The sequence below is a fragment of the Flavobacterium olei genome, assembly GCF_039749035.1.
Lineage (GTDB): Bacteria > Bacteroidota > Bacteroidia > Flavobacteriales > Flavobacteriaceae > Flavobacterium > Flavobacterium olei.
The window spans coordinates 542,881-549,893 of the sequence record NZ_JBDKWC010000005.1 but is presented as its reverse complement, the minus strand read 5'-3'; the positions used below and the strand labels follow the sequence as shown (position 1 = coordinate 549,893).

The 7,013-nt window shown below is 33.6% G+C and carries 6 protein-coding genes; 5 read left to right on the top strand and 1 reads right to left on the bottom strand.

Going from position 1 to position 7,013, the window contains the following annotated elements; all coding sequences use genetic code 11:
• Positions 1–628 precede the first annotated feature (628 nt).
• The gene (locus ABEB31_RS15890) at positions 629–1,312 is read right to left on the bottom strand and encodes a DUF4294 domain-containing protein (protein ID WP_347052623.1); all 684 of its coding nucleotides are present in this window, start codon (positions 1,310–1,312) and stop codon (positions 629–631) included.
• An 81-nt stretch (positions 1,313–1,393) separates the two neighbouring features.
• Here ABEB31_RS15890 and ABEB31_RS15885 point away from each other — a divergent pair, with 81 nt between their 5' ends.
• The 5 genes from ABEB31_RS15885 (at position 1,394) to ABEB31_RS15865 (ending at position 7,011) form a co-directional block, all read left to right on the top strand.
• Positions 1,394–2,482, top strand: coding sequence for a M42 family metallopeptidase (locus tag ABEB31_RS15885; RefSeq protein WP_347052622.1), 1,089 nt, complete (start codon positions 1,394–1,396; stop codon positions 2,480–2,482).
• Positions 2,483–2,542: 60 nt separating this feature from the next.
• Complete coding sequence (locus ABEB31_RS15880) at positions 2,543–3,223, top strand: response regulator transcription factor (protein ID WP_347052621.1); 681 nt, start codon at positions 2,543–2,545, stop codon at positions 3,221–3,223.
• Positions 3,220–4,581, top strand: coding sequence for a sensor histidine kinase (locus ABEB31_RS15875; RefSeq protein ID WP_347052619.1), 1,362 nt, complete (start codon positions 3,220–3,222; stop codon positions 4,579–4,581). The genes ABEB31_RS15880 and ABEB31_RS15875 overlap by 4 nt, the downstream gene beginning before the upstream one ends.
• An 84-nt stretch (positions 4,582–4,665) precedes the next feature.
• On the top strand, positions 4,666–5,913 hold the full coding sequence (locus tag ABEB31_RS15870) for a TolC family protein (RefSeq protein ID WP_347052618.1): 1,248 nt from the start codon (positions 4,666–4,668) through the stop codon (positions 5,911–5,913).
• Between the two features lie 12 nt (positions 5,914–5,925).
• Entirely contained in the window at positions 5,926–7,011 is a 1,086-nt protein-coding gene (locus tag ABEB31_RS15865; protein ID WP_347052617.1) for an efflux RND transporter periplasmic adaptor subunit, read from the top strand.
• The last annotated feature ends 2 nt before the right edge of the window (positions 7,012–7,013 follow it).

Here is a 7,013-nt window from a genome sequence, read left to right as displayed (position 1 = left end):
TGAACTTCCGCGTTTTGCGGGGTGCAAATGTAAAAAGCATTTTCTAACTGCGCAAGCTTTTTGGAATCTTTTTTTTTCTTTATCTCTAAAGACCTAATCCCTCTTCTTGTCAGTATTTCAGTGAACGCCTTTGCTTGTTTCGGGTGCAAAAGTACCACCTTTATTTACATTTACAAGGCTTTTTGTTGCATTTTTTCCATGTTTATTTATTCTTTTTCCTAACACACTGATAACGTAATTTTTACAGAGATACTTTTTTTTGGATCTCTGTGCGGTTTTTCTGAGTTACTGTGCGGTTCTCCTATTTTTGGAGGGTTTTTCACAGCTGGTATTTTAAGTATTTTCAATAATTCAACTTCTTTTTCAATGTAAAAACACATTTTAGAAGCGTCAATACTATCCTTTGTAATCTCGCAAAGACGCCAAGTCGCAAAGTTTTATCCATAAACGAATTCCCAAAACAGTTTCCCTAACGGGTCAGAGACCTGAAACCCATATTGCAACAAAAGGCTTCTCTCGAAACTTGGGCATGTTAAGCCTGACATAAACTATACTTATATATGTATAAAAGAAAAACCCGACTCATTTTACAAACTGTCGGGTTGTTCACTTATATATTATAGTAGAATTATTTTTTATTTAATTCTTTTGCTCTTTGCTGCCATTTACTGGACAAATCATCATAGTTAACCGGATTGGCTGGCTTTTGATTTGTTAAACGACCAGACTCAAAGGCACGTACCAGGATAGTTTCTATTAAATAATCTTCATTTACGTCGTACGGTTTGTATTCTTCCTTTAAACTTATATCAAATAAATTGGCGGTTGTGTTAGAAACAAAGGCCTTGAATCCGCTTTTTAGAGTTTTTACCAATTCATATGTTGTAATTCCCGTTTGGCGGTGAATCAACTTTACAAGAATCTGTCCCTGCTTTCTGGAAAGCTTTTTTAATCTTTCTTCGAATTCATTATTAAGGTAGTCTTCTACAATTTTGAAATATTTCTTTTTCTCTCGACTTGTTTTTAAACGCGCCATTCCATTATTTAATGCCGTTAATCTTTCTGATGCCAACTTTGCATACGGATATACTTTATAAACTCTGTTTTGAAGAATTTGAAATTGCTTTAATTCTTCGGGACTCATCTTTTGTCCTTTTGAAATAATTATTTCGGGCAACTGGATGGTATCGTTTAAGATAGAATCGTGTTCTGTTAGTATATAACCCATTTCCTGGTTCTCTTTTGGTGTTACCTGAGCACGACCTGAGAAAGAAACAAGCAGGGTAAACAAAATAAAGGTGGTTAATCTCATTGAATCATAATTTAAATGTAAAATTATATATTTATATACAACTCTGATACCAAATTTCTATTTTAGCACAAAAATATTTTTATGAGTACAGATTTTACCTTATCCGATGCATCTATTAATTTTTTAGAAAGTTATCTAAATAATGCTTCGCCTACAGGTTACGAAAGCGAAGGCCAAAAACTTTGGATGGATTATTTAAAACCTTATGTGGATACTTTTATAACCGATACGTATGGAACAGCAGTTGGAATTATTAATCCCGATGCTCCGTATAAAGTTGTTATTGAGGGACATGCTGATGAAATTTCATGGTACGTTAATTACATTACAGAAGATGGTTTAATATATGTAATTAGAAATGGTGGCTCTGATCACCAGATTGCTCCTTCGAAGAGAGTAAATATTCATACTAAAAACGGAATTGTAAAGGGTGTTTTTGGATGGCCGGCAATTCATACCCGTTTAAGAGATAAGGAAGAGATTCCTAAACTAAGCAATATTTTTATTGATTTGGGTTGTGAGAATAAAGAGCAGGTTGAAGCATTAGGTGTGCATGTTGGATGTGTGATCACCTATCCTGATGAATTTATGATCTTAAATGAGAATAAATTTGTCTGCCGTGCTATTGATAATCGAATGGGTGGCTTTATGATCGCTGAAGTTGCAAGATTGCTGCACGAGAATAAACAGAAACTTCCTTTTGGATTGTACATTGTAAATTCTGTTCAGGAAGAGATTGGACTTCGGGGAGCAGAAATGATTGCCCATAGAATTAAACCAAATGTTGCTATCGTGACAGATGTTTGTCATGATACCACCACTCCAATGATTGATAAAAAAGTAGAAGGCGATCTTAAAATGGGTAAAGGTCCGGTTATTGGTTATTCGCCGGCAATCCAAAATAAACTTCGTGATTTAATTGTGGATACTGCTGCAGAAAAGAAAATTCCATTTCAAAGACATGCCACTTCCCGCGCGACCGGTACAGATACAGATGCTTTTGCTTACAGCAATGGCGGAGTTCCTTCGGCCTTGATTTCGCTTCCTTTGCGATACATGCATACAACTGTAGAAATGGTACACAGAGACGATGTTGAAAATGTAATTCAGCTTATTTATGAAACCTTATTAAAAATTGAAAATAACGAGAATTTTTCTTATTTTAAATAAAATAATTCTAATGTAAATCCGGACTGAATTTAATTCGCCGGATTTACAAATAAAAATCGAATGAAAATATTACTGCTCGAAGACGATTTTACTTTATCAAAAGAAATCTCCGCATTCTTTATTTCTAAAGGATTCCAGTGTTTTCCTTATTATGATGGTTCATTATTGCTGAAAAAATACTTTTCGACTGAATATGATTTGATCATTCTTGACATCAATGTCCCTGGAATGAACGGCATTGAGGTCTGTAAAGATATTCGCAAGCTGGATAAAAAAACACCTATTATTATGCTTACTGCATTTAGCGAGATTGAAGATAAACTTTCTTCGTTTGACAATGGTGCCGATGATTATCTGGTAAAACCTTTTCATTTTGAAGAATTATATGCCCGTGTACAATCGCTTTTAAGACGTAAGGAAGTTCCACAGCAAACGGAAAATAAACTTCTTATAAATGATCTGGAAATTCTGGAAGAAGATATGAGAGTTTTTAGATCGGGAGAAGAGATCAAACTCACTCCAAAAGAATTTAAACTGATATTGATTCTCGCTCAGGCGAAAGGAAAAGTTTTATCTAAACAATATATTGCAGACCAGCTTTGGGATTATCACATAGAAACGAATCAGAATACAATTGAAGTTTATATCAATTTTTTGAGAAAAAAAATCGATAAAGATCATGAGACAAAACTTATTCGTACCAAAGTTGGTTACGGATATTATCTAAGCGATCAGGAATGACATTAAAAAACCGAATATCACTTTTAGTTAGTTTGCTGTTTACCATTTTATTTGGTTTGGCCTCTACTGTTATATTCGTATTATATTCTAATTATCGGAAAGAGGAATTTCGTGATAGACTCGAAATTAAAGCTTTGTCTAATATCAAATTACTGGTTAACGTAAAACAAATTGACAATCAGCTTTTAAAGATAATCGATCAAAACTCTATTAATAAATTGTATGATGAAAAAACTTTGGTATTTGATTCCAATTACAAGTTAATTTACAGCAGTATTGATGATGCCAAAATTAACTGGTCTGTTAATGACTTAAAGTATTTAAAGAAAAACAAAACCTTTTTTAAACAACAGGGCGACTATGAAGTCTATGGGGTGTTTTATGATACAAATGATAAGGATTTTTATGCCTTAATCTCTGCTACCGACGATTATGGTAAAAAGAAATTATTGTTTCTCCGTTATACCTTAATTATATCTTACATCTTTTTTACCTGCATTTGTTGGTTATTAACTTCATTCATGGTTAAAAAGGCAATGAATCCGCTTCATGCTTTCCATCAGAAAATAAAAAATATCAACGAGAATAATCTGGATACCCGAATTGAATCTAACAGCAGCAAAAATGAAATCGATTTGATTGCTGATGAATTTAATTTTATGATGGACCGAATCGAAATTTCATATCAAAAGCAAAAAGAATTTACGGCTCATGCTTCTCATGAACTCAGAACGCCACTTTCCAGAATGACGTCACAAATTGAGAACGGAATCGCTGATCCGGATATTGAACCCAAAAACAAAACTTTCCTGACATCTATATTAGCAGATGTCAATCATCTGAGCGAATTAATTAATTCATTATTGATTCTTTCAAAAATAGACAATCGCAGACCTGATCAGCAGGATACTCAACGAATAGATGAAATCTTATTTGCTTCTATTGAAAAAATTAATAAAACATATCCGGATTTTGTTATTATTTTTGAAATGGAAGAAAGCGATGATCTGGACTTTATTCTGGAAGTTAACGGGAACAAAAATCTTTTAGAAATTGCCATTACAAATGTTTTAAAAAACGCCTATATTTATTCTGATAATAAACAGGCTCAGGTTAAAATCAGCACTGTAAACGGCTTGTTGGTTTTATCAATTTCTAACTCAGGAAATACACTCAACGAAACTGAGCAGCAAAATCTTTTTCAGCCTTTTATGCGTGGTGAAAATGCCAAAGGAATTACAGGATTTGGTTTAGGTCTTCGCATTGTAAACCGAATTCTTAATCTTCATAACGCTAACATAACTTACAGTATTCCAAGAAGTAACATTAATTTATTTTCTATAACTTTTCATAAATAATTTTATTTTAAGCAATTTTTAAGGTCGATTTTAAGGTCTCTTAAAGTCTGCTGCCCGCATCTTTGCATAAAATAAATTTATACAATGAAAAAATTATATGCATTCTTGGTGCTCATCTTGTTCCATCAGGGAGCTATGGCACAGAAAACAGTCACTCTTCAGGATTGCGAAAGTCAATTCTTAAAAAAGAATCTTTTTTTACTGGCTTCACAATACAATATTGATGCCTCAAAAGCACTAACCATTCAGGCCCGAATTTGGGACAATCCAACAATAACTGCAGAGCTGAATGCATATAATCCGGAAAGAGATAAGTTTTTTGACATTGGAAAAGATGGTCAGAAAGTTTTTGGCATTGAACAGCTAATTTACTTAGGAGGCAAAAAACGTAATGAAGTAAAACTGGCGCAAACTAATGTAAAACTGGCTGAACTTCAGTTTAATGATATTCTTCGAACCTTAAAGTTTCAATTACGCAAAAGCTTTTTTACCGTTTATTATAACTCTAAAAATCTCGAAAACACAGATAAGCAATTAGCACACGTTGAAAACTTAATCAATTCCTATTCTATTCAGGCTCAAAAAGGTAATATTCCTTTAAAAGATGTCGTTCGTTTACAATCCTTATATCTCAATTTTAAGAATGAAAGATTAGAAGTTATAAATGATAATATAGAAGAACAGGCAAATTTAAAGCTGCTGCTAAATGAAACTGAAAATGTGGTTCCAATTGTAAACACAGAGGATTCGAATAAATATCTAAAAATCATCGATTTTGACTTAAAAAGTTTTGAGGAACAGGCTCTTGCAAACAGACCCGATTATTTAGCCAAACAAAAAGAAATCGAGGCCAACGAACTGAATGTAAAATGGCAAAAATCCCTTGCTGTTCCAGATGTTACCATCGGTGCGAATTATGACCAGAGAAGCGGCGCCTTTAACAGAGAAGCAAATGTTAGTGTTGGAATTCCGCTGCCTTTGTGGAATAAAAACAAAGGAAATATTAAGTACGCCCAAACTATTCTGGAACAATCTAAAATCGAAAAACAGAATTTTGACCTACAACTTCAAAATGAAATTACTTCTGCCTGGACAAAATGGGATGAGTCCAGACAAAACTACAGTGTCATTAAACCAACCGTAAATTCTGATTTCGAAGCTGTTTACAATGGAATGCTGACCAATTTTCAAAAACGGAATGTGAGTCTTTTAGAATTTACCGATTTTATGGAAAGCTACAACCAGGCTATTATCCAGCTGAATGAACTGAAGAAAAAAGTAGTAATCGCAGGGGAAGAATTAAACAGCACAATCAACAAAGATTTATTTTAAAATTTTAAAGAAATGAAACATACACTATTCATAGGAATTGCCATTGCAAGTCTGTCTCTGGCAAGCTGCAAAAAGGAAGTAGAAAATCCGGAAACCAATACATCCTTTGTTTTGAGCAACGATATGCTAAAAACCACAACTACTACAGAAGCAAAATCTCAGCCATTAAAAAACGAATTAAGTTTTTACGGAAAAATTACTGCCGACAATAATAAAATGATTGATGTATTTCCCTTGGTGGGCGGAAATGTGATGAAAGTAAATGTAGAACTTGGAGATTATGTTAAAAAAGGACAAGTTCTGGCAACTATAAAAAGTACAGATGTGGCCGATTTTGAAAAACAATCAATTGATGCTAAAAGCGATTTACTGGTAGCAAAAAACAATTTGAAAGTCGCTCAGGAATTGTTTGATGGGAAATTAAACTCTGAAAGCGATGTACTTCAGGCAAAGTCTGAGGTTAATAAAGCACAATCTCAACTAAGCAAAGTTCAGGAGACGTATAAAATCTACAATATAAAAGCCGGGTCAATTTATGAAGTCACTGCCCCAATAAGCGGATTTATTATTCAAAAAAGTATCAATCAGGACATGCTTTTACGAAATGACCGGTCTGAAAATATATTTGACATTGCAGAAATCAGTGAAGTTTGGGCAATGGCTAATATTAATGAAATCGATATTAACAAAGTGAAACTGGGAACAAGCGCAGCAGTGACAACCTTAAGTTATCCTGATAAAGTATTTAACGGAAAAGTAGATAAAATCTACAATGTAATCGATCCCGAAACAAAAGCAATGCAGGCCAGAATTAAATTAAGCAATACCGATTATATGCTTAAACCGGACATGAACGCAAATATAAAATTGTCTTTTAACGAGGACAAATCAATGATTGCCGTACCGAGTAAAGCGATAGTGTTTGATAAAAGCAAAAATTTTGTTGTCGTATTTAAAGACCGTAACAATATAGAAACCCGTCAAGTAGAGGTTTACAGAGTCGTTGGCGACACTACTTACCTATCAAGCGGTCTAAAAGAAAATGAAAAAGTGATTACAAACAACCAGCTGTTTATTTATGGTGCTTTAAACAATTAAGA

Coding starts and splice junctions, on each gene's coding strand:
- ABEB31_RS15890 (WP_347052623.1), bottom strand. CDS start 1,312: ATGAGATTAACCACCTTTATTTTGTTTACCCTGCTTGTTTCTTTCTCA.
- ABEB31_RS15885 (WP_347052622.1), top strand. CDS start 1,394: ATGAGTACAGATTTTACCTTATCCGATGCATCTATTAATTTTTTAGAA.
- ABEB31_RS15880 (WP_347052621.1), top strand. CDS start 2,543: ATGAAAATATTACTGCTCGAAGACGATTTTACTTTATCAAAAGAAATC.
- ABEB31_RS15875 (WP_347052619.1), top strand. CDS start 3,220: ATGACATTAAAAAACCGAATATCACTTTTAGTTAGTTTGCTGTTTACC.
- ABEB31_RS15870 (WP_347052618.1), top strand. CDS start 4,666: ATGAAAAAATTATATGCATTCTTGGTGCTCATCTTGTTCCATCAGGGA.
- ABEB31_RS15865 (WP_347052617.1), top strand. CDS start 5,926: ATGAAACATACACTATTCATAGGAATTGCCATTGCAAGTCTGTCTCTG.